Source organism: Streptomyces sp. NPDC045470 (genome assembly GCF_040646595.1).
Classification (GTDB): Bacteria; Actinomycetota; Actinomycetes; order Streptomycetales; family Streptomycetaceae; genus Streptomyces.
On record NZ_JBEZAN010000010.1, the window covers coordinates 170577 to 190827 of the forward strand.

Annotated in this window: 16 protein-coding genes; 10 read left to right on the plus strand and 6 right to left on the minus strand. The window is 73.7% G+C overall.

Going from position 1 to position 20251, the window contains the following annotated elements:
• Positions 1-458 precede the first annotated feature (458 nt).
• Entirely contained in the window at positions 459-1970 is a 1512-nt protein-coding gene (locus AB0A97_RS25990) for a serine/threonine-protein kinase (protein ID WP_361154320.1), read from the plus strand.
• A gap of 83 nt (positions 1971-2053) precedes the next feature.
• Here AB0A97_RS25990 and AB0A97_RS25995 read toward each other — a convergent pair whose 3' ends face one another.
• On the minus strand, positions 2054-2857 hold the full coding sequence (locus AB0A97_RS25995) for an SGNH/GDSL hydrolase family protein (RefSeq protein ID WP_361154322.1): 804 nt from the start codon (positions 2855-2857) through the stop codon (positions 2054-2056).
• 367 nt (positions 2858-3224) lie between these two features.
• Between AB0A97_RS25995 and AB0A97_RS26000 the strand changes: the two genes are divergently transcribed.
• The 6 genes from AB0A97_RS26000 to AB0A97_RS26025 all read left to right on the plus strand — a co-directional run bounded on the left by AB0A97_RS26000 (position 3225) and on the right by AB0A97_RS26025 (position 11850).
• The gene (locus AB0A97_RS26000) at positions 3225-3731 is read left to right on the plus strand and encodes a hypothetical protein (protein ID WP_361154325.1); all 507 of its coding nucleotides are present in this window, start codon (positions 3225-3227) and stop codon (positions 3729-3731) included.
• A 1-nt stretch (position 3732) separates the two neighbouring features.
• Positions 3733-4830, plus strand: a complete 1098-nt coding sequence (locus AB0A97_RS26005; RefSeq protein WP_361154328.1) for a GNAT family N-acetyltransferase — start codon at positions 3733-3735, stop codon at positions 4828-4830.
• A gap of 388 nt (positions 4831-5218) precedes the next feature.
• Positions 5219-6034, plus strand: coding sequence for a glycosyltransferase family 2 protein (locus AB0A97_RS26010; protein WP_361154330.1), 816 nt, complete (start codon positions 5219-5221; stop codon positions 6032-6034).
• On the plus strand, positions 6031-7173 hold the full coding sequence (locus AB0A97_RS26015; protein WP_361154333.1) for a glycosyltransferase family 2 protein: 1143 nt from the start codon (positions 6031-6033) through the stop codon (positions 7171-7173). Before AB0A97_RS26010 ends, AB0A97_RS26015 begins: the two co-directional genes overlap by 4 nt.
• Positions 7170-7982 (plus strand): polysaccharide deacetylase family protein, encoded by an 813-nt coding sequence (locus AB0A97_RS26020; RefSeq protein ID WP_361154338.1) that lies wholly within the window; start codon positions 7170-7172, stop codon positions 7980-7982. The genes AB0A97_RS26015 and AB0A97_RS26020 overlap by 4 nt, the downstream gene beginning before the upstream one ends.
• A gap of 133 nt (positions 7983-8115) precedes the next feature.
• A complete protein-coding gene (locus AB0A97_RS26025) occupies positions 8116-11850 on the plus strand; it encodes a lipopolysaccharide biosynthesis protein (protein WP_361154600.1) in 3735 nt (1244 codons plus the stop codon).
• Positions 11851-11919: 69 nt separating this feature from the next.
• Here the strand turns inward: AB0A97_RS26025 and AB0A97_RS26030 are convergent, their stop codons facing one another.
• The gene (locus tag AB0A97_RS26030; RefSeq protein ID WP_361154341.1) at positions 11920-13359 is read right to left on the minus strand and encodes a xylan 1,4-beta-xylosidase; all 1440 of its coding nucleotides are present in this window, start codon (positions 13357-13359) and stop codon (positions 11920-11922) included.
• A 155-nt stretch (positions 13360-13514) separates the two neighbouring features.
• Between AB0A97_RS26030 and AB0A97_RS26035 the strand changes: the two genes are divergently transcribed.
• Together AB0A97_RS26035 and AB0A97_RS26040 are read left to right on the plus strand one after the other, a co-directional pair.
• A complete protein-coding gene (locus tag AB0A97_RS26035) occupies positions 13515-14627 on the plus strand; it encodes a DUF5925 domain-containing protein (RefSeq protein ID WP_361154343.1) in 1113 nt (370 codons plus the stop codon).
• Between the two features lie 173 nt (positions 14628-14800).
• Positions 14801-15157, plus strand: coding sequence for a hypothetical protein (locus AB0A97_RS26040; RefSeq protein WP_361154346.1), 357 nt, complete (start codon positions 14801-14803; stop codon positions 15155-15157).
• A gap of 50 nt (positions 15158-15207) precedes the next feature.
• Here AB0A97_RS26040 and AB0A97_RS26045 read toward each other — a convergent pair whose 3' ends face one another.
• Positions 15208-15636, minus strand: a complete 429-nt coding sequence (locus tag AB0A97_RS26045; protein WP_361154348.1) for a VOC family protein — start codon at positions 15634-15636, stop codon at positions 15208-15210.
• A complete protein-coding gene (locus AB0A97_RS26050; protein ID WP_361154351.1) occupies positions 15633-16031 on the minus strand; it encodes a GntR family transcriptional regulator in 399 nt (132 codons plus the stop codon). The genes AB0A97_RS26045 and AB0A97_RS26050 overlap by 4 nt, the downstream gene beginning before the upstream one ends.
• Positions 16032-16247: 216 nt before the next feature.
• Between AB0A97_RS26050 and AB0A97_RS26055 the strand changes: the two genes are divergently transcribed.
• Entirely contained in the window at positions 16248-17216 is a 969-nt protein-coding gene (locus tag AB0A97_RS26055) for a GNAT family N-acetyltransferase (protein ID WP_361154354.1), read from the plus strand.
• Here the strand turns inward: AB0A97_RS26055 and AB0A97_RS26060 are convergent.
• Both AB0A97_RS26060 and AB0A97_RS26065 read right to left on the minus strand, forming a co-directional pair.
• Positions 17123-18415, minus strand: coding sequence for a type III PLP-dependent enzyme (locus AB0A97_RS26060; RefSeq protein ID WP_361154357.1), 1293 nt, complete (start codon positions 18413-18415; stop codon positions 17123-17125). The genes AB0A97_RS26055 and AB0A97_RS26060 overlap by 94 nt on opposite strands.
• Positions 18412-20208 carry an IucA/IucC family protein gene (locus AB0A97_RS26065; RefSeq protein ID WP_361154360.1) on the minus strand — a complete coding sequence of 599 codons (1797 nt, stop codon included), beginning with the start codon at positions 20206-20208 and terminating at the stop codon, positions 18412-18414. The genes AB0A97_RS26060 and AB0A97_RS26065 overlap by 4 nt, the downstream gene beginning before the upstream one ends.
• Between the last annotated feature and the right edge of the window lie 43 nt (positions 20209-20251).

Genomic DNA, 20251 nt, shown 5'->3' on the forward strand with positions numbered 1-20251 from the left:
GTCCGCCACGACCGCGGCGTCCGGCTCGCGGGCCCCCAGCGCCCCTCGCGAGGTCTGGATCCGGCGGACGGCGAAGGCGATCGTGTCGCGGCTTCACTACGGCCTGCTGACGACGAGGCGCGGCGCGGTGACCGCCGTGGCGACGCGGGGCCGCACCGGGCGGGCAGGCGCAGGCGGGTGTGCTCCGGGCCGGTGCCGGCCCGGAGCACGCGCCCTACGCACGGAAGCCGGAGGGGCAGGCTCCGGTTCTGTGACGGTCTCCTGTGGTGTGGCCAGGACGGCCGCCAGTACCCGGGTGCGCAGTTCGCCGGGGGCGGGACGGGCGGCGGTGCGGCTGGTCTGTTCGCCGTCCGGCTGACGCTGCGGCCCGGCTGCGGATTGCTGCTCAAGGGGGCGGCAACAACGCCGGGTTGAGGTACGTTTCCACCGCATCGCTCTTTCGCGAGGGGGGCTCGTCCATGAGCGAGGGTCCTGGCAGTGCGGGAACCGGCGGCCCGCTGGGCGGCGGGGACGGCGGACGGCTGCTGGCGGGGCGCTACCGGCTGGTCGACCAAGTGGGCCGGGGCGGCATGGGTGTGGTGTGGCGGGCCCGGGACGAGGTGCTGGCCCGCGAGGTCGCCGTCAAGGAGGTACGGGCGCCGCGCGACCTGACGGGCCGCGAGGAGGAGTTGCTGTACACGCGGCTGGAGCGGGAGGGCCGGGCCGCGGCCCGTATCTCGCACCGCAACGTGGTGACCGTCTTCGACGTGGTGTCCGAGGGCGGGCGGCCGTGGATCGTCATGGAGCTGGTGCGCGGGCTGTCGCTGGCCGAGTCCCTGGGCGCGGAGGGCCCGATGGCGCCCGCCCGGGCCGCGGGCATCGGGGCGCAGGTACTGGCCGCGCTGCGGGTCGCGCACACGGCGGGCGTGCTGCACCGGGACGTGAAGCCGGGCAACGTCCTGCTGTCCAACGACGGCCGGGTGGTGCTGACCGACTTCGGCATCGCGCGGGTGGCGGGCTCCGCCGCGCTGACGCTGACCGGCGAGCTGGTGGGGTCACCGGAGTTCCTGGCGCCGGAGCGGGCGCTGGGCCGGCAGGCGGGTCCGGAGTCGGACCTGTGGTCGCTGGGCGTGACGCTGTACGCGGCGGTGGAGGGGCGTTCGCCGTTCCGCCAGGACACCCCGCTGTCGACCCTGCGCGCGGTGATCGACGAGGAGTTGGCGCCGCCCCGCCGTGCGGGCCCGCTGGCGCCCGTACTGGAAGGGCTGCTGCGCAAGGAGCCGCGGGAGCGCCTGGACGCGTCCGAGGCACAGGGAATGCTGGAGGCGGTGGCGGCCGGCGGTGCCACGCCCACGGTCGTGGTGCCGCCCGGTCAGCCGCCGACGGTCACCGCCGGCCACGCGGCCGCCGGGTACGGGTACGGGCCCGCGACGCCGACGCCCGCGCCGGGCCCACCTGCCGTAACGCCGGGCGGGGACACCACGACGACGACCGCGGTCGACCAGGAGGCCGAGCGGCGCCGGCGGCGCTCGGTCCGGCTGCTGCTGGCGGGGGCGTTGCTCGCCCTGCTGACGGCGGGCGGAGTGGCGTACGCGCTGCTGGACGACAGCGGTACACCGGACCGTACGCCGGGCAGCACGACGGGCGGCGGCTCCGGAGAGAGCACCGGCGACGACGGCGGAGGCGGCGGAACGGGCGGCGGGGCCTCCCCGGGGCAGTCGGCTTCCGGCGGCACGTCGTCCGCCACCACTCCCCCGGCCGCCACGTCTCCCGGCCGTACGTACCCCGGCACCACCTCGCCCGGCCACACCTACCCCACCACCCCTCCCCGTACGACCGGCCGGCCGCCGACGACCGGGCACCCCACCACCACCGCGCCGACCACGTCGGCTCCCACGACCTCCGCCGGCTCGGCCACGGGCGGGACCGCGGACGGCGGGCCGTTCGGCGGAGCGACCGGCACGGGTGGCGACGGCGGCCCGCGGACCTGACGACGGCGGCCCCCGCGCCCCCGGACGTGGAAGAAGCCCCACCCGGCGGGCGGGACTTCTCCTGAGGGGGGGGTGGGGACGGGTCAGGCGGCGGAGCCGAAGACGGGCAGGTAGCCCTTGGACTGGCCATTGGCGGTGGGGTGGTAGGAGTTCTCCACGGGGAGGGTCACACTGTGCAGCCAGGGGGCCGAGGAGCAGATCTCGTGCCCGGCGAAGGTCTTGTTGACGTCCGCGAAGGTGAAGCCGTGGTCGGCGGCGCGCTTGGCGGTGACGGCGTTGATGTCGTCGGCGGCGGCGTTGATCGCCGCGCGGGACTTCTCCGAGAGGCCGACGGAGCAGCCGCCGAGCTTGTAGAAGCGGGGGTAGCCGAGGACGACGACCCGGGCGGCGGGCGCCTTGTTGTCGATGGCGTCGTACACCTGGTCCAGCTTGGCGGGGAGGGTCTGTTTGACGTAGGCACGTGCCGTGGCGACGCGGTTCAGGCAGGCGGTCTCGCCCTGGAGGGCGCAGGTGGTCATGGTGTCGGCGAAGCCCGCGTCGTTGCCGCCGATGGTGATGCTCACCAGGTCCGTGCCGGAGTTGAGCGGGGCGAGCTGATTGGCCAGCACATCGCCCGTACGGGCGCCGGAACAGGCCGTGAAGTGGTAGGACGCGGGTTTGTGGGCGGCGGCCCACAGGGCCGGGTACGCCTTGGTGCTGCGCTTGCAGGAGCCGCTGCCGCTGTCGTAGCCGCCCGCCCCCACACCCGAGGAGTAGGAGTCGCCGAGGGCCACGTAGTCGGTGGCCTTCGGCCGGGGGGCGGACACGGCAGCACTCGCGCCGGAGAGCGCGAGCGCCGTGGTGACGAGGAACGCGGACGCCGTCGCCGCGCGTCGGGACAGTCTCATGGAACCTCCCTGAGCAGGATCTCTGCCATCCCTGATGTAGCAGGACCCATCCGGTACGGGAAGCGTTGACACGAATTCTCACGATCACGGGTGATCTCGATGGACGTGTCACGGCATCGCAATGACGCGTATATGACATACCCACATACCGACAGGCGCACCGGCCGGTGCGCCGGAACCCACCGCCGCGGCCGTCGGGCCGGGCCCGCCTCCGGTGCCCGGCGCCCCTTCCGCGCCACGTGGCGGACGGCGCCCAATCACGCTTCGGACATGGCCCGTTCACACCTTCTTCGTGTCTTGACGCCCCCGCGCCCCCTGCGCGACATTGAAGCCCGGCATCAGGCGGTTCTGGGGGGCAAAGCTGCCCATGCACATCAAGACCATCAACGGCAACACACCGGACGGCGGCAGAGCCGCCGGTGACGGGCCCGCGTACGGCGGTCCGGGAGGCGACGGTCCGGAAGGCCCGGCGCCGGACGCGGACGGCCGGGGCGGCGGTCGGCTGCGCGCGGACTCGGCCCCCGTACTGGCCGGAGCGGCCGTGGCCGTGGGAGGCGTGGGCGCCTTCCTGGCGCTCGCCGACATCGCCTCGCCGCTGCGCGCGCCCTGCACCCTCTTCTTCCTGGTGCTGGCGCCCGCCGCGGCCGCCGCCACCGCGCTGGGCCGGCTCGACCCGCTCAGCAGGGCCGTCGTCGCGGGGGCCGCGGCCGTCGCGGTGGACCTGCTGGTCGCCCAGGCCATGCTCGCGCTGCACATCTGGTCGGCGCGGGGCGGAGTGGTGGCCGTCGCCGTGCTCAGCGGCATCGTGTTCCTAGGGGTCAGCGTGCGGCGCCGGCGTAGCGGCGCCCGTGGACGGGGAAGTCGGACGAACTGACGTGGACATCAGCGTGTACCGCCCGGGTGAACTCAACGGCGCCGACCGGGCGGCGTGGAGCACGGTGCAGTCGCAGGCCCATCTGCTGGGCACACCCCAGTTGGCGAATCCTTTCCTCGCACCCGAGTTCGCCCTCGCCGTGGGCCGCTGCCGGCGCGGGGTGCGCATCGCGGTGATCCGGGAGGACGGCGAACCGGCCGCCTTCCTGCCCTTCCAGCGCTCGGCGCTGGGCGTCGGGCGAGCGATCGGGCTGGGGGTCTCCGACGCCCAGGGCCTGGTGCACCGGCCCGGCTTCCAGTGGGACTGCCGCGAACTGCTGCAGGCGTGCGGGCTGTCGGTGCTGGAGTTCGACCACCTGGTGGAGGGCCAGAAGCCGTTCGAGACGGCGCCGGTGCACAGCTTCCCCTCCCCCGTCATCGACCTGGACCAGGGGTACGAGGCGTACCTGGCGTGGCTGCTGGAGAACTCCCCGAAGTTCACCCGCCGGACCCGGACCAAGGGCCGCAAGCTGGGCCGGGACGTCGGTCCGCTGCGGTACGTGCACGATGAACGGGATCCGGCGGTGCTGCGCCGGCTGCTCGACTGGAAGTCGGCCCAGTACCGCAGGACGGGGCGGAGCGACCGCTTCGCCCACCCCTGGATCGTCCAGCTCGTCGACCAGCTCTTCCACACCCGTACCGGATCCTTCGCCGGCCTGCTGTCGGTGCTCTACGCGGGCGACACGCCGGTCGCCGCGCACTTCGGCATCCGCTCCGAGCGGGTGCTGTCCTGCTGGTTCCCCGCGTACGACCCGGCGTACGCGAAGTTCTCACCCGGCCTGGTGCTGCATCTGCACATGGCCGAGGGGGCCGCCGCCGAAGGGATCTCCTACATCGATCTGGGACGCGGTGAAAAACAGTACAAGGACTGTCTCAAGACGCGCGAACTCACGGTTTCCGAGGGATGGGTGTCACGGCACCGTCATCCGGTCGCGCTCTGCCATCGCGCACACCGGGTCCCGGTGCGGGCCTTGCGCAACACGGTCGTGTCCCGGCCGGAATTGTTCGGGCCGGCCGATCGCCTCCTCAAACGGATGGGCCGAATCCGGTCGCGCGGCTGATCAATGGACCGCTCCATATACGCCAATGACCCAGAACGGGATACGAGGTCGAGGTATTGCCATAGAGTCCCAGTCATCAATACCGTCGTACACCACCCGCACCGGCACGTCATGCAAGGCGGCTCCAGGGGAGGGCTCAAGCGGCCGCGACAGGGCCCGGGGCGGGGCGCGGTAGGGGGGTGCCGTGTCCGATCTTCACATGTCGAGAACCACCGCCGATCATCGGGACACGTGCCGCGCGGCCGGAAACACACATGCCAGCTCACCCTGTTCACCCGGCGAAAGACCTTTGCCGTCCTGAACGGGGTGTGAACCCCCCTTTCGAACCGGATACCCATCCGGGCCGCCCGGGGGTGGGCGGTCCACCGGACGAGAGGGAAAAAGACTCATGAGTTCATTTCTCCACTCCGCGGAAACGGATCCGAAGCCGTTGACGCCGGTGCGCGCGGAGGGGCAATACCGCCCCGTTTCCTCGCACCTGGCCATAGCTCCGCCGGTCAGTGTCGTGATACCCGCGATGAACGAGGCGGAGAATCTCCCGTACGTCTTCAAGACACTTCCGGAGTGGATACACGAAGTCGTCCTGGTGGACGGGAATTCCACCGACGACACGGTCGCGGTCGCCCGGGAACTGCGGCCGGACGTCAAGGTCGTCGAACAGCGTGGCAAGGGCAAGGGGGATGCCCTGATCAGCGGGTTCGCCGCCTGCACCGGCGACATCATCGTGATGGTCGACGCGGACGGCTCGGCGGACGGCGCCGAGATCGTCAGCTATGTCTCCGCGCTGGTGGGGGGCGCGGACTTCGCCAAGGGCTCGCGGTTCGCCAACGGCGGCGGCACCGACGACATGACGCCGGTGCGCAAGCTCGGCAACCGGGTGCTGACCACCGTGGTCAACGCCAAGTTCGGCGCCCGCTACACCGACCTGTGCTACGGCTACAACGCCTTCTGGCGGCACTGCCTGGACCGCATCGCCCTGGACTGCAACGGGTTCGAGGTCGAGACGCTGATGAACATCCGCGTGGTCAAGGCCGGTCTGAAGGTGCAGGAGATTCCCAGCCACGAGTACAACCGCATCCACGGCGTGAGCAACCTGCGGGCCGTACGGGACGGCTTCCGGGTCCTGAAGGTGATACTGCGCGAGCGCAGCACCCGCCACAAGCGCCCCGCCCGCCCGGCCGTGATCACGGGAGAGGCGTCTTGAGCGTCCGCGTCTCCGTGGTCGTCTGCGGATACACCGAGGACCGCTGGGACGACATCCTCGCCGCGGTGGCCTCGGTGCACGACCAGTCCCATCCGGCCCATGAGCTGCTGCTCGTGGTCGACCACAATCCGGTCCTGCTGGACCGGCTGAGGGAACGTTTCACGTCACCCGGGCCGAGCTGCCCGGTACGCGTACTGGCCAACGCCGGACCGCGCGGCCTGTCCGCCGGGCGCAACACCGGCGTCGCGGAGTCCACCGGCGAGGTGATCGCCTTCCTGGACGACGACGCGGTGGCCGAACGCGACTGGCTGCTGCACTTCGCCGAGGACTACGCCGATCCGCGGGTGCTGGCCGTCGGCGGCCGGACCGAACCGGTGTGGGCCTCCGGGCGCCGGCCGGACTGGTTCCCCGAGGAGTTCGACTGGGTGGTGGGCTGCGCGTACCGGGGCCTGTTCCCCGCCGGTACCGGCACCGGGGGCTCGCACACCGTCCGCGTCCGCAACGTCCTGGGCGGCAACGCCTCCTTCCGGCGGGAGGCGTTCGAGATCGCCGGCGGGTTCGCCACCGGCATCGGCCGGGACGCCGGGAAGCGGCCGCTGGGCTGCGAGGAGACCGAGCTGTGCATCCGGCTCGCCCGCGCCGTGCCGGACGCGGTGTTGCTGGTCGACGACCGGTCGGTGATCCACCACCGGGTGCCGGCGGACCGGGAGCGCTTCGCGTACTTCCGTTCCCGTACGTACGCGGAGGGCCTGTCCAAGGCGCTGGTGACGCGCAGCGTGGGCGCGCGGGAAGGGCTGTCGACGGAGCGGCGCTACGCGACCCGGGTGCTCCCGGCGGGCGTCGCGCGCGGCGTGCGCGACGCGCTGCTGCGGCGGCCCGGCGGTGCCGGCCGGGCGGGCGCGATCGTCGCGGGGGCGTCCGCCACCGCGTTCGGCTACGCGCTCGGCAGCCTGCGGGCGCGGCGCGACCGGCGGACGGTGGGTGACAGCGGCTTCGTGGTGGTGCCCGTGCCGGACGGGACGGGAGGTACGGCCCGGGAACCCGCGGGCCCGCACGAACCGCCCGGGGCGACGGCTCCCGCGACCTCCCGGGCGGGCGGCGGGTCCGCCGCCCCGGGGAACGAGGGGGCGGTGGCATGACCACACCGTGCACGGTGCCGATCCTGATGTACCACGCGATCGCGCACGCGCCCTCGCCCGCCGCGCTGGACCTGTCCGTGACACCGCGGGCGTTCGCCGAGCAGATGGCCGTACTGGACGACCGCGGCTTCACCCCGCTGACCACGGCACAACTGGGGACGGCGTGGCGGGGCGGCCGGCCGCTGCCCGAGCGGCCGGTGCTGATCACCTTCGACGACGGCTACGAGGGCGTGCACCGGCACGCCCTGCCCGTGCTGTCCGGACACGGGTTCGCGGCCACCCTGTTCGTCTCGACCGGCTGGCTGCGCGGCCCGTACGACACCGGGGGCGCCCTGGACACCATGCTGGACTGGGACCAGACGCGCGAACTGGCCGCCGCGGGCCTGGAGATCGGCGGCCACAGCCACACCCATCCGCAGCTCGACCAGGTGTCCGACGACCGCCTGTGGTTCGAGGTCACCCGCTGCAAGCACCTCGTCGCCGACGAACTGGGCGCTCCCCCGGTGTCGTTCGCCTATCCCTACGGCCACTCCAGCCGGCGGGTGCGGCGGGCGGTGCGCGGTGCGGGCTTCCGGCAGTCGCTGGCGGTGAACAACGCCCTGGCGGGCCGCTGCCAGGGCCCGTACGCGCTGACCCGGCTGACGGTACGGCGCGACACCGCCACCGAGGAGTTCGCGCGGCTGGTGGAGGGCCGGTCCGTCGGCCGGTACTTCGCCCGGGAGCGGGCGCTCACCAAGGGTTACGCCGTGGTCCGCAGGGCCCGTCAGGCGGCCAAGGCAGTGGGGAAGGTGCACGGAAGCCGTGTCTGACACGACCACCCGGACCGAGCGGCGCACGGAACGGGAACCGGCCGGGGGCGGGCGGCGACGCCTGTTCGGCGGCCTGGTTCCCGGCGGGAAGGGCGGCGGGGGCAGCCAGTTGTTCCGCAACGCCTACGCGCTGATGCTGAACACCGGCATCTCCGGGCTGCTCGGTCTGGGGTTCTGGCTGGTCGCGGCCCGGTACTACACGGAGTCCGCGGTCGGCCAGGGCTCGGCCGCCATCGCCGCGATGAAGCTGCTGGCGGGGCTGACCTCGCTGACGCTGACCGGCGCGCTGGCCCGCTACATCCCGATCGCGGGCCGGGCCACCGGACGGCTGGTCCTCCGTACGTACCTGGGCAGTTCGGTGGTCGTCGCGCTCGCCGCCACCGTCTTCCTCCTCACCCTGAACCTGTGGGGGCCCTCGTACCGCTTCCTGCACGGGCCCGTCCACGGGCTCGGCTTCGTCGTCGCGGTGATCGCCTGGTCGGTGCTGACCCTCCAGGACGGCGTGCTGACCGGGCTGCGCAGCGCGCTGTGGGTGCCGGTCGGCAACCTGGTCTTCTCGACGGTCAAGCTGGCGCTGCTGATCGCGTTCGCCGCGGCGATCCCGACGGCGGGCGTCTTCGTCTCGTGGGTCGCCGCCATCGGTATGTCCGTACTGCCGCTGGGCTGGCTGGTGTTCCGGCGGCTGGTGCCCCGGCACGTCAAGGCCACCGAACGCACCGCCCGGCCGCCGTCCTTGCGCGAGATGGGCCGCTTCCTGGCCGGCGACTACACGGGCTCGCTCTTCTCGCTGGCCGTCGTCTACCTGGTGCCGGTGCTGGTCGCCTCCCAGGTCAGCTCCGCCGACAACGCGTACTTCTACATCACCACCACCATCGGCGGCACGGTCAACCTGCTCGCCATCAACATGGGCGCCTCACTGACCGTGGAGGGTTCGCACGACCCGGCCCGGCTGGCCGAGAACACCCGGGCCGCGCTGCGCCGGATGGCCCGGATCATGATTCCGGTCTGTCTCTTCCTCTTCGTGTGCGCGCCGTACATCCTCGCCGTCTTCGGCCAGGGGTACGCGGACGCCGCCACCCCGCTGCTGCGCTGGTTCGCGGTGGGCGCCGCGCTGCGCGTCGTGATGGAGGTCTACTTCGCGGTGCTGCGCGCCCAGAGCCGTACGTCCGGACTGGCGTACATGCAGGGCCTGCTGTGCGTCCTGGTCCTCGGCCTGACGGTGCTGCTGCTGCCGCGGATGGGCCTGACCGGCGCGGGCGTCGCGGAGATCTCCAGCCTGACGGTGATCGTCTCGATCGCGTCCGTCAAGCTGTACCGCATCCTCAAGGGGCACCCCTCAGCGCCGCTGACGCGGGCACCGGCCGAGGGTCTGGCGCCGGACGGTGACCTGGCCGACCTGGCGGTCAACGGGGACCTGGGGGACGCGCGGGCGCCCGGCCCGGACGCCGCCGTACCGCTGGTGCCGGACCGCACGCGGGAGCCGGCGGACGGCGCGGTGCCGCACCGGCCCAGTTGGGCGCAGCGGACCCTGCGGGACGTGGACACGGTGCCGCTGGGGCTGCACGTGGACTTCGAGCACATGGAACGCAGGCCCGACGTCCGGCCGCCGGCGCCGTCCTGGGCGCAGGACGACGGCGACGGGGGTACGGAGCGGCCGGCGCCCGCCGGGCCCGTGGCGCCCGCAGCGCCCACGAAGATGTACCGGGCGGAACCGGCCGCGGCACCGAGGGCGCCGAAGGCGGACGAGCCGCCGCCGGACCGCTCCGGCCCGGCTCCGGACGCCCCCGCCCCGTCCGCCACCCCGCACCCCACCTCCGCTTCCCTCAAGGCCCGGCTCACGGCGCCCGGCCCGCTCGGCACCCGGCTCACGGCCCGGCTGGGCGACCGCCCCGACCTCGGCATCTGGGCGCTGCTGCTCGCCGCCCTCGCCCTGTTCTGGCTGCCGCTGCGCGGCATGGGCGACGCCGACCTGGACCGGATGGGCGGACTCGGCCTGATCAGCGTGCTGCCCGCGGCGACCCTGCTGGGCGCCGTCCTGCTCGTACTGGCCTTCGCCTCCGCCCTGTGGCTGTCCCGGCCGCGGCGTGCCCTGCTGGCGGCCGTACTGATCCTGACCGTGGTGGCCCTGCACGCGCTGCCCGCCGTCCTGGAGACCGAGCCGCGCTTCCCGACGGCCTGGCAGCATCTGGGCTTCCTGGACCACATCGACCGGACCGGCACCGCCGTGCCGGACCTGGACGCGCGCTGGAGCTGGCCCGGTTTCTTCGCGGCGGTGCAGTTCCTCGCCGAGGCGTGCGGCGTCACGGACTTCACCGAGGTGCTGCGCTGGTGGCCGCTGACCATCCAACTGCTGTACCTGGCGCCGGTTTTCCTGCTGCTGAAGTCCGTACGGGCGGGCTGGCGCGCGAAGTGGAGCGCGGCGTGGCTGTTCGCGCTGTGCGGCTGGGTCGGCCAGGACTACTTCTCCCCGCAGGGCTTCACGTACCTGCTCTATCTGGTCTTCGCGGCGGTCCTGCTGGTGTGGTTCCGCGATCCGCGGGTGCTGCGCGGCAAGCGCTGGCCCGGCGAGGCGGAGGTCGCGCCGGCCGGCCGGGGGCAGCGGGTGGCACTGCTGGCCGTACTGGCCCTGCTGTTCACGGCGTCCGTGGCGGGCCACCAGCTCACGCCGTTCGTGATGCTGGGTGTGCTGACCTTCCTGGTGCTGGTGCGCCGGACGTCCCTGTACGGGCTGCCGCTGCTGTTCGGTGTGGTGGTCGTGGTCTGGGTCGGCTTCCTCGCCGAGCCGTACTGGTCCGGGCACTTCGACGAGCTGTTCGGCGGCGTGGGCGGCATCGGCGGAAATGTCTCCTCGTCCGTCACCGGCCGGATCGGCACCGGCGACAGCACCCACAGGCTGGTGCTGTACAGCCGGGTGGCGCTGGCCGGCGGGGTGCTGGCGCTGGCCTGCTGGGGCGTGCTGCGGCGGCGCGCCGCCGGGTTCTCCGAACGGTCGCTGCTGGTGCTGACCTTCGTGCCGTTCCTCGCCTTCGGGATGCAGTCCTACGGCGGTGAGATGGCACTGCGGGTGTTCATGTTCGCGCTGCCCGGCGCCTGCGTCCTCGGCGCGCTCGCGCTGTTCCCGCGCGCCGCCGGCCCCCGCCGCGGCCTGGGCCCGCTCGCCGCCCTGCTGACCGGCGTGGTGCTGATGACCGGCTTCCTGGTGGCGCGCTGGGGCAACGAACCGTTCGAGCGCGTCCGGCCGGGCGAGGTCGCCGCGATGGACTACGTCTACGCGCACGACCGGCCCACCGCACGGCTGCTCTGGCCGTCCAACGACCCGGTCGACGACGTCACCCCGGCGCTGCCGTGGGGCGCCGAGGACATGGAACGGGTGCAGTACGTGCCCGTCCTCGCCCCGCGTGACCCGGTGCTGACCGACTCGGTCGTCGACGCGCTGCGCGACGCCGGGCCGCGCTCCTACTTCGTGGTCAACCGAGCCCAGGCGGAGTCGCTGCGCCTGGGCTCGGGGTACGCCGCCACCTGGGAGCAGCGGCTGCGTACCGCCCTGGACCAGCGCCCGGAGCTGCGCCGTGTGCTGGGCAACGAGCACGCGGCGCTGTACGAACTCAAGCAGCAGCCGCCGGGGCCGGTGGACGAGCCGGCTCCCGGCCCGGTCGGACCGCGCATCACGTGGACGTCGTGGTCGGTCGTCGGCGCGCTGGCGGCCGGTGCGCTGATCCTGCTGCTCGGGGCCCGTGAGGTGGTGCGGGTGGCGCTGCCGTCGAGCGTCCGCAAGCTGCGGTGGATGCAGAGTTCCTTCTGGTTCACCCTGCCGCTGATGCTGGTGTTCCTGGTCGCTCTCGTCCAGCGGTTCGTGACGATGTCGTGAGCCGCCGGGCGTCCGGCCGGGCCGTGCGCGGTGCCGGGCGCCCGGTGGCTCACGGCCGGGCGGCGGGCCTCAGGAGCGCTTCAGCCACTGGATCCCGTACGCGTCCAGGGTGACGCGCTGTCCGTCCACCGTCGTCCGGACAGGACGGTCACGGACGTTGACGACCAGGGCGTCCTCGTCGTCGGCCAGGACGCGGACGTCCGCCCGGCCGGCCGCGGCCACGTCGACCCGCTCGTAGGACGTACCGGGCGGGAACGCGCGGGAGAAGCGGGACAGCAGGTCCATCATGGGCAGTCGGCCGCCGCCGTCTTGGAGTTCGGTGCTGCGCCACAGGCAGCCGGGGCAGTCGGCGCCCTCGTTCTGCGGGTTCCAGTAGAAGCCGCTGGTGGCGCCGCCCTCGGCCATGGAGATCAGCGCGCTCGCCTGGGTGGCGGTGCGGCGCGGCTCGCTCCAGCCGCGCCGGTCGTCGTTGCGGTCGGCGACCTCGACGTACCACTCCGCCCACCACAGCGGCAGGCCGGTCGTCTTCCGCAGCCAGCGCCCGACGTCGGCGAACTTGCGGGTGGCGGTGAACGCGTCGGGCACGTACCGGTCGTCCTTGGTGTAGCTGGAGCCGTCCACGACGACGAAGTCCGCGCCCGCCTTGTGCTCGTTCCAGTACTCGACGGCGTCGACGGTGCGCCGGTCCAGGCTGCCCCATGGGCCCTTGACGTCGGAGGCGTAGGTGTCGTCGCCGGGCGCGTAGCTGTCCATGACCGCGTACGGGCCGCCCACCAGGTTGTTCCTGTCGGCCTTCTTCAGCTCCCGGTAGACCATGTTGTACAGGCGGGTGTAGCCCTCGTGGTCCCAGCGGTTGCGTGCCTCGTCGAAGAAGCCCTTCAGCTCGTTCCAGACGATGAAGTGCCGGATGTCCGGGTAGCGGCGGGCGATCGTGCCGGCCAGTGCGGCGAAGTCCGCGTAGTGCTCCGGGCTCGGCGCCTTCTCCAGCTCGCTCCAGTCCGTCTCGCCCGCCCTGCCGCCCTTCATCCAGTCCGGGGCGCAGCACAGCGTCAGTACGGGTGTGCCGCCGGTCCGGCGGATCAGGTCGACGCGGCTGTCCAGCTCCGTGAAGTCGTACTTCCCCGGGCTCGGTTCGGGGTTCTGCGCGCCCCAGCCCATGACGTGCTGGTTCTGCGGCATCGGGTCGGCGGACAGCAGCCGGTCGGCGCTCGCGGTGGCCTGCTCCTCGCCGCGGTCCGCGCTGTACTCGGTGTGGGTGAAGCCCCAGCCCACCTGTGCGGCGGGCGAGCCGGCGGCCCGTCCGCCGCGGCCGTCCTCCGGCGGGAACCCGCACATCGCCAGCGCCATGGCCAGCACCGCCACGCCCATCGCGAGCAGGGCGGTGGCCCGGGACCGGTTGCGGAATCTGCGGCCCCGCCCGCCGTCCGGCGCGCCCGACGGGTGCGGCGGCCGCGCCGCTCCCGTACCGCCGTGCCGGCCCCCACCGTGACGTTCCCCATGACGTCCCACAACGGGCCAGCCTAGCCAGCTTCGCGGGCCGGACGGCCGGTTTCCCGTGAAGTGCGCAGGGCCGGTCCGCCTGCGGCCGGACTTCTCGAAGAAAGAGCCGTTGACAGGGGAAATTCCGTGTACGCGTCGGGCGCTGTTGCCGGATCATGGTGGTCATGTGTGCCGACCGCGTCCAGCCGTCCCCCGCCGAGGAGTCCCTCCCGATCCGTCTGAACATGGACGACAGCGATTCGCCGTCCGATGTCGTCGACGCCCTGTTCCTGGGGCGGTTCGCCAGCGGCGAGCAGCCGTACGCGCGCAGCCGCTCGGTGGACCGGGTCAAATCCGGTCTGACGCTGCTGCCGCCCGGCGCCAAGGTGCTGCGCTCGGCCCGCGACGAGGACCGCAGCGCGACCCTCGCCGAGGGCGACGGCTTCACCCTGCTGGTGTCGCGGTGGAACCGCGGTGCCGACGTGACCGTCACGGCCACCACCGACGAGCTGGCCCAGAAGGTGCTGAGCCAGTCCGCCGACGGCGCGGAGGACGAGCCGGAGCCGCAGCCGGAGAACGTCTCGATGGGCTTCTGGTACCTCTCCCCCCGGCGCGGCCCGCACCGCACGACCCGGCAGATCTCCGCCGGCACGTGGGACGAGATCCGCCCCAACTACTCCACGCCGGTGGCCGAGGCCCTGGACCGGCTGATGAAGGTGGCCCCCGAAGAGATCTCCGGGCGGCTGCTGTTGCTGCACGGGCCGCCCGGTACGGGCAAGACCTCCGCGCTGCGCACCCTGGCCCGCTCCTGGCGCGACTGGTGCCAGGTCGACTGCGTCCTGGACCCGGAACGCCTCTTCAACGACATCGGCTACCTGATGGACATCGCCATCGGCGAGGACGACGCGGCGGGCAAGGGACGCTGGCGGCTGCTCCTGCTGGAGGACTGCGACGAACTGATCCGCGGCGAGGCCAAGCACACGGCGGGGCAGGCGCTGTCCCGGCTGCTGAACCTGACGGACGGGCTGCTGGGCCAGGGCCGCAACGTCCTGGTCGGGGTGACGACCAACGAGGACCTGGAGCGGATGCACCCCGCGGTGGTACGGCCCGGCCGCTGCCTGGCCCGTATCGAGGTGGGCCCGCTGAACCGCGCCGAAGCGGTGCGCTGGCTCGGCAAGGAGGACGGCATCGGCCGGGACGGGGCGACCCTGGCGGAGCTGTACGCGCTGCGCCGCGGCACCGGTCCCGCCGCGGTCCCGGCGCAGGACTCGGGCCCGGACGCGGGGCTGTACCTGTAGCGGCGGGGTGCCTGGGGCGGCGGGGCGTCTGTCGCGACGGGGGCGCCGGCCGGTCGACTGATCTGCCCAAAGCCCAGCGGCGCCCCGCGGCGGGGAGGACGATGGGAGACGCGGGGCGGCAACCCGGTGAAGACGCGGTGCGGTGGATGCGCCGGTACAGGAAAGGTTCCGGCATGAGTCAAGGAAGGCCGCGCGGCGGACCGGTCGGCTTGGACCCGCGCCATGTCGGCGTACTGCTGTGCCGGTGCGGCCAGGAGACGGTGAAGCTGCCGGGCCTCGACGAGGCGCTGTGCCTGCGCTGCTACGGGTCGGAACGGACGGCGTACGAGCGGCGGATGGCCAACGGCAACCATCGCGGAGTGGCGGCCGGCATCGCGGGCGACACCTGTATGGCGTGCGAAGGGGACGACGTGGACGCGGACGGCTGCCTGTGGTGGTGCAACCACTGCCATATCGTCACGCGCGTCGCCTACCCGGCCCCGTACCCCGGCCTGCCGCGGCCCAAGGGCCACCCCGCCTGGCTGCGCTGAGCGTCGCGCGGGGCACGGGCCGGGGTGGCGGGCGAGGGCCTACATGCCGGTCACACGGTGCCCTTCTCGTACGCCTGCTGGTCCCCGGGCCGTTCCCGTACGAGACAGAAGGGGTGTCCGGCCGGGTCGGCGTAGACCCGGAAGCCGTGCGGTCCGCCGTCGTGGGTGGCGTCGAGCAGGGTGCCGCCCGCGTCGAGCACCTGCCGGTGCGCGGTTTCCATGTCGTCCACGCCGAGGTCCAGGTGGGACTGCTGGGGGTGCTCCGGGTCCGGCCAGTGGGGCGGGCGGTGGCCGGGGGCGCGCTGGAAGGCGAGGACCGTGCCGCCTTCGGCGTGCAGGGTGACCCAGTCGTCGTCCGTGGTCCAGAGGGAAGTCGGGCGGTTGATCTCGCCGCCGAGCAGCTCGGCGTAGAAGCGGGCGAGCCGCATCGGGTCGGGGCAGTCCAGGGCGGTGCACTGGACGCGGGCGAGGGCGGTCATGCGTCGTCTCCGTAGGTCGCGCGCAGGGCGTCCGTGACAGCGGTGCGGGCGGCGGCGTGGTCCAGGCCGAGGCGGCGGGCGCGCCGGGCGTAGGAGGCGGCGGCCGCCGCCGCTTCCTTGTCGGCGGCCTCGCCGGCCGCCGCGATGAAGGTGCCGTTGCGTCCCCGCGTCTCGATCACGCCGTCCGTCTCCAGGGCCCGGTACGCCTTGGCGACGGTGTTGGCGGCCAGTCCGAGCTGTTCGGCGAGACCGCGTACGGTGGGCAGTTTGCGGCCGACCGGCAGTCCGCCGGCCCGCGCCTGACCGGCGATCTGGGCCCGGACCTGCTCGAACGGCGCGTCCGCCGCGTCCGGGTCGATGGTCAGCCGCAGGGGCGGCGCTTGCTGGACGGCCACGGTGGCGCTCCTGGTACGGGGGTTGCGAGAGTCGCAGGGGTGGGTCGCCCCCATTGTGCGCCAGCGGTGCCCGCCGTGTCCGCAGGGCCGCACATGTCGTGCCGGACGCGCACCGGTCCCCGGCCCGCGGGAGCTGTTCCGGAACGGCCGTGCGGTGGCGTCCCGCCCGGAGATATTCGGAGGCGGCGTCCGGGCGGTGGGCGTACCGTCCCGCTGATGACTATCACCGTGCGGCCCTTCCACCGCTCCGATGCCCGGGACGTCAGCGAGGTGCGGCGCCGGGTGCTGCCCTACGGGATCTCGACGCCGCAGTCCGTCGCCTGGGAGGTCGCCGAGGCGCCTGCCGCCCGGCGGTTGAAGGTGCTCGTCGCGGAGGCCGGCGGCCGGGTCGTCGGCGTGGTGAAGGCGAGTGTCCGGCACGACAGCAGTACGGCCGGGCAGGGCGTCGTCGCGCCGCTGGTGGATCCCGGCTACCGCGGGCTGGGCACGGGCCGCGCCCTGCTCGACGCGGCGGAGGAGCACCTGGCCGGTCTCGGTGCCACCCATCTGCACGCCTACCCGCAGGACGACCCCCGCTCGCTGGCTTTCGCCGAACGCCGCGGCTACCGCCGCCTGCGCGTGGCCCGCTACCTCCGCCTCGACCTCGCCCACGCCGCCCTGCCACCGCTGCCCGCGAGCCTTCCGCCCGGTACGGAGCTGCGTACCGCCGCCGACTTCGGCGCCGATCCCCGCCCGCTGTTCGCGGCGGACGCCGAGGTCACGGCGGACGAGCCGGACGACCTGACCGTCGACGCGATGACGTACGAGGACTGGATCGTCCACACCTGGGAGCACCCGGACACCGACCTGGACCTGACGACGGTGGTGACGGTCGACGGCGAGGTCGCGGCGTTCAGCCTGGCCGTCACGGACGGGCAGGGCCGCTACGGCTCGGAGATGACCGGCACCCGCCGCGCCTACCGGGCCCGGGGGCTGGCCAGGCTGGCCAAGACCGACTCCCTGCGCCGGGCCCGGGACGCCTGCTGCACGGAGGCGTTCACGTCCAACGACGCCGAGAACGCCCCGATGCTCGCCGTCAACGCCGCGCTGGGCTACCGCCCGTTCGCCGCCGAGTGGCACTGCGTCCGCGCACTGCGCCGCGCGCGCCCCACGGGTGCGCCCGCCGATGCCCCTTCGCCCGTGTAGTGGAAGGCCGGCGGCGGGTGCATGAGGAAGTCGTGGTGCGAGATGTTCCAGGCGTACGCGCCGGCCAGTGCGAAGGCGACCCGGTCTCCGGCCCGCAGGTGGGCGACGGGAACCCGGCGCGCCAGGACGTCCTTGGGGGTGCACAACTGCCCGGCGAGGGTGACCTCCTGCCCGTGTGCGCCCGGGCGCGGCCAGGGGCGGGTCCACTCGTCGACGGGCAGGACGACGAAGGGGTGGTCGTGTCCTTTGGCCACCGGGGTGCGCAGGTGGTGGGTTCCTCCGCGCAGTACGGCGAAGGCTTCGCCGTGGCTGTGCTTGACGTCCAGGACTTCGGTCACGTACCAGCCGCAGTAGGCGGTCAGTGCCCGGCCCGGCTCGATGCGCAGGGTGAACTCGGGGTAGCGGTCGGCCAGCTCGGCGAGCCCGGTGCCGTACTCCGTCCAGTCGAAGCGGGTGTCCGGGCGCGTGTAGTCGACGGCCATGCCGCCGCCGAGGCCGACCTCGCAGAGGGAGTGGCCGTGCCGGGCGGCGAAGTGCCGGGCCCATTCGGTGATGCGGGCGGCGAGGGCGAGCTGGGCGGGCGCTTCCAGGCCGCTGGCCAGGTGGGCGTGGATGCCGCGCAGCCGTAGCGGCCCGTCGCAGAGCAGCGGCAGGCAGTGTTCCGCGCGCGCCGGGTCGAGGCCGAAGGGGGTGGCCCGGCCGCCCATCGCGAGCGCGGCGCCTGCCGTCACGCCCGCGCCGAGCGGCAGGTTGACGCGGAGGAGCACGTCGGCGGTCCGGCCGGTCTCCCCGGCGAGGGCGGAGAGCATCCGCAGTTCGTGCTCGCTCTCCAGGTGGAAGCGTTCGACGCCCAGGTCGAGGGCGGCGCGCAGTTCCGCTTCCGTCTTGCCCGGCCCGCCGAAGGCCAGCGGCAGCGCGGGCACGGCCGCGCGCACATGGGCGGCCTCGCCCGCCGAGGAGACCTCGCAGCCGTCGGTGTACGGGGCCAGGGTCCGCAGCAGACGCGGGTCCGGGTTGGCCTTGGCCGCGTAGTACAGCTCGACGGCGGGCGGCAGCGCGGCCCGTACGGAGGCCGCGTGGGCGTCCAGGTCGGCCAGGTCGTAGACGTAGGCGGGCAGCGGTCCGTCGAGTGCGCTGCCGGGGCCCGGGTGTCCGGCCGTGAGGAGGTCCACCTGGCGCGCGGCCAGCTCGGTGATCATGAGGTGCTCCGGGGGCGGGGAAAGGCGGCGCGGGATGCGGCCCGGGATGCGGCGCGCGTGCGGGGCGCTGCCAGGCCGTCGGACACCGTACCGTTCGCCGTGCCGGGGCCGACGGGCGAGGTGATGTGCACGTACCCCGCCTCCCGGTCCGCCGCGCGTCCCCACCGGGTCAGCAGGTTGGCCTTGGCAGGCAGGGGCGCGCCGGCCAGCAGGGCACGCAGTTCGGCCGGTTCGCCGTGTGCGGCGCTCCGTTCGCGCAGCACTCCGCGTACGGCGCGCCACAGTTCGCCCTCCAGCCCCGGGTGCCGGTCGGCGACGGCGGCGGCCAGCTCGGCGAGGTGGTTGACCAGCAGGCAGTAGACGACCCGGTCCCAGCCGCGCTGCGGCGCGTAGACGAGGGGACGGGCCACGTCCTGCGGCAGACTGCCGAGGAACGCGGTGTGCGGGCCGGGCAGCAGCTTGGTGCCCTCCAGGTCGCGGAGGAGTGCCTGGACGGGCATGCCGAGGGCGTCGACACCGAGGACGACGTTCTGGAGGTGCGGTTCGAGGACCACTCCGTGGTCGAAGTAGGCGGCCAGCACGGGCGGGACGAGCAGCGAGAGGTACGCGTCCCACCAGCCCAGCGCCGCCACCGGGTCGGCACCGCGCAGCAGCTCGCCGAACTGGGCGTCGCTCGACGGGTGTTCGTCGGCGACGGCGGCGGCCAGCAGCGGGGTGACGCCGGGCCGCAGCCGCGCGCCCAGTCCTTCCCTGACGATGACGCCGAGCCCTTCGGCCAGCTCCCGGTCGCCCATGTCGACGGTGCGGTAGCCGGGCTCCCGCAGCAGGTCGCAGCCGGGGAAGCGGGCGGTGAGGGCGGTGGCGACGGGTTCCAGGTGGCGGGTGAGGGCGACGGCGCCGCGCAGTTCGTAGTCGGCGTTCTTGCGTACGCAGTTGGTGATGCGGGTGTTGAGGCTGAACTTGAGGAAGTTCCGGCCGTCGTAGAGCGTGCGGACGGACGCGGTGGGCGCGAAGGCGTCGCCGCGCTCCCCCAGGTCGAGCACGTCGCCGCGCCGTACGGCGTCCCGCAGGGCGGGGTGCGCCCGGAGCATGGCGTACTGCCAGGGGTGGGCGGGCAGCAGCCGGTAGCCGTCGGGCACCTCGCCCTGCCGGTCCAGCGCGGTCAGGGCTGCGGGGGTGGCGGCCTCCTCGCGGATCCGGTCGGCGCGTACGGCGAGGTGGCGCAGCGGGAAGCGGGCCCCGGCCTCGGGCGCGTAGCGGGCCCAGTCGGCGGCGCTGCCGGTGCGGGACTTGGGCGTCGGGTGGAAGCGGTGGCCGAACAGCAGCGACTGTTCGGAGCGCACGTAACGGGCGTGCGGACCGGTGTCCCGGCTGCCCGCCCGGCCGGGGGCGGTGGCGTGTTCCAGGGCGGCGGTGACACCCGCGTGGCTCGCCGCGACCTGCGCCCGGAACTCCTCGTTCCGTACGCCCGTCCGCAGCTCCAGCTCCCGCTGCGCGCACGCGGCCAGTTCCTCCCAGCCCAGTTCGTGCCAGCCGCCGTCGCACCACCGCCCGGCCGGGCCGGTGAAGCGGTGCGCCCCGGTGAGCGAGATGCGGCGCAGGCCGACCCGCAGGAGTTCGCCGCAGCGCGGCAGCCGGAGCAGCAGGTGCGTACCGGCCACGGCGGTCTGCCGTTCCGGGCCGCAGACCTCGCGCAGCAGGCAGTTCAGGAGGGTGTGGGCCACGGGCTCGTCGGCCGTGAGCGGGACCGTGCGGCCGTCCGTGCCGGTGGTGCGGTAGGGGGCGAGGGGCATTGCGGGGACTCCAACAGGGGGGGTGGGGAGCGGATGCCTGGGG